The sequence below is a fragment of the Wolbachia endosymbiont of Tuta absoluta genome (genome assembly GCF_059414725.1).
The window spans coordinates 1-2,349 of the sequence record NZ_JBNRJY010000672.1; the positions used below are offsets into that span (position 1 = coordinate 1).

Genomic DNA, 2,349 nt, shown 5'->3' on the forward strand with positions numbered 1-2,349 from the left:
TGTCAGTTTTCTCCGACAACGCAGGAGGAATAATTTTTGATGACGATTACTTGATTGTAGATAAAGTTGAAACTCACAATAGTCCTTCAGCTCTCGATCGATCCATGCCAGCACTCTGCATAGTTGCATAACAGGGAAGAGGCAGGCTTTCGCCATGTGATAACTTTTTTATTTCTACTTTAATTTTGTCTCTTTGCATTTTTATTCACCAGTTATGAAAATTTGATTGTAGCATGTAAATTATGCCTGTAAAAGATAAGAAAACTACTTGACAAATATTGCCAACTTTCCTTATTATGACACTAAGGGTATTTATGACTCAAAACTTGTTTTTGACCTGCAGGCTCAATAACAAAAATTCAGTAAAAAACTTAAGGTACTTATTGGCGGATTACATAAAATTATAGCGGCTGCATGTCTTTTTTATTTTTTCTACATTCAGCCAAAACGCGCTTATTTTAAGCGTTAGCACATTATTACAGCGCCAGTTTAAATTATTATAGGGTCAAACTCACTAAGTGGGGATCCTTTTGCCTTTTTTATAATTAGTAAATTTATTAATATTTTGGATTAGTGAGGAGTCCTATAGAGATAGCACTTGATGCTGGAATTCAGCCTTTCTGCAATCTCATCGAAAACGTTGTACCACCTTTCTATGCTAGTTTGCTTGTGAGCAACATGGATCCCAGTGTCTGGGCACTGGGATGACAAAAAAGGGCTACTTGAATGACATACTTGAATTTACGCTATAAAGTGAACCGGTTTGGTGTGCTGCTGTTGTTTGCAGTATTGTAGTGCTAATTTTTTACTTCGGTAGTCTTTTTATTGTCATTATAATTATAAGAATAGTTGAGGCCAATTAATATGAAAACTTTTGCAAAAAATTTTAAAGGTAAGGAAAGAAAGCTAGAAGAGTTCAATGAAGAAATAGAAGACATAGCAGCTGCGGCTCAAGATAAGTTTGCGCATGAACTTGAAAACATCGCATATGAAAGTGTGCAGAAATTTCGCAGTCTACTTGCTAAAGAGCTAAACTTCACTTTCAATAACATTCATTCTCAGAATGTCAATCTACTAAAATCCGGCCTAAAAAAAGGAGAAACAGCGTTAATACGTTCTCTTCTCAATATACTTGTACGATAGAGTTGCTGCTGCAATTTAATATTAAGTGATAACTAAAATAAGTAAGATTTTTTATAGATAAGTCTTACTTATTTTAGCTATATATAGAAAAGGAGGGTTGTTATGTCAACAAGACTAAAGTATCCAATCATAAATATACAACGTAAGTCTAAGCCTAAATCTTTTCCAGTAACTTTAGGAGAGGTTAAATCTTTTTTACGAATTGAAAATGATCAAGATGATAAGTTGATTTCAAGTTTTATTTTTATGGCAACTGATTATGCTCAGTGGCATATGGAAAAGTCTCTAGTAAAGCAAACGTGGCAAGTTTCATATGAAGGTTATATACCTCGTAGAATATATTTAAGCTATGGTCCTGTGAATAAAATAATATTGGCTACTGATAAGAATAGAAAACTTAGTTATTATTTTAGTGATATAGGAAGCTATATTGAATTTTTCAATTATTTGAACATAATAAGGGCTGATGTTGTATATGAAGCTGGTTATGATAGTGTTCCTGAGCAAATAAAGCTAGGTATTATACAGCATGTTTCTGCTCTCTATAAAAATCGTGAATCAGAAGTAAGTAGCCATTTATCTGAGGTAAAGAAGGTGTATTCTCCATTTCGCGAACCAAAGGTTGTTTTGTAGTTCCTGTTTGTCATTCAATAGCAGATACAACAGATGGTGTCATCCGAGTAGCCCCTTCGATGTCATCCCAGTACTGGGATCGATCATGAATATTTGCACAATTCAATTTATCTGTGCCTTTATTAAAAAATAAACCTCAAACTAAAATTAGATTACGTTTGAAATTGCACTACTTATTTATAAATATATTTCCAAACTATACTTACAGTATTTTCTGATGTACAAACTCTTTGCTTTTAAATAGCGCTGCCAAAGTAGCTTTTTACTTCGGGAAACCACGGGAAAGGGTATTTCTGACAAGAAAATGGGTACCAGCTGGTAAAACTAATAAAAACGCTAGTGTTACATAAGTTGTGTGATGTCGGTTTAGATTAACATCACTCTATGTTAGACTAAGGCGGTTTACTCACTTGTCGTCCGTCGTTCCATTTTTTTAACGCAACGTACCGCATGCGTCTGACATACAATAACCGTTTTTGCATGGAAATCAGATTTAAATTCTTATTTTTCTTTCTTATGACAGACGCATGCGTTACGTTGCGTTAAAAAACGGAACTAGGGGCGACAAGTGAG

General features: G+C 34.1%; 2 protein-coding genes and 1 pseudogene. 2 read left to right on the top strand and 1 reads right to left on the bottom strand.

Annotated elements, in window-relative coordinates; all coding sequences use genetic code 11:
* Positions 1-100: 100 nt before the first annotated feature.
* A pseudogene (locus tag ACJ5GX_RS07115) lies at positions 101-199 on the bottom strand (dUTP diphosphatase); the annotation flags it as partial.
* Between the two features lie 665 nt (positions 200-864).
* Here ACJ5GX_RS07115 and ACJ5GX_RS07120 point away from each other — a divergent pair.
* Together ACJ5GX_RS07120 and ACJ5GX_RS07125 are read left to right on the top strand one after the other, a co-directional pair.
* Positions 865-1,143: a hypothetical protein gene (locus ACJ5GX_RS07120; protein WP_017532302.1), complete on the top strand. Its 279-nt coding sequence runs from the start codon at positions 865-867 to the stop codon at positions 1,141-1,143.
* A gap of 102 nt (positions 1,144-1,245) precedes the next feature.
* Positions 1,246-1,776 carry a head-tail connector protein gene (locus ACJ5GX_RS07125; protein WP_007302801.1) on the top strand — a complete coding sequence of 177 codons (531 nt, stop codon included), beginning with the start codon at positions 1,246-1,248 and terminating at the stop codon, positions 1,774-1,776.
* Positions 1,777-2,349: the final 573 nt, after the last annotated feature.

What these genes read in the sequence shown, in the direction of transcription:
- ACJ5GX_RS07120 (WP_017532302.1), top strand. Translation starts at nt 865, where the DNA reads ATGAAAACTTTTGCAAAAAATTTTAAAGGTAAGGAAAGAAAGCTAGAA.
- ACJ5GX_RS07125 (WP_007302801.1), top strand. Translation starts at nt 1,246, where the DNA reads ATGTCAACAAGACTAAAGTATCCAATCATAAATATACAACGTAAGTCT.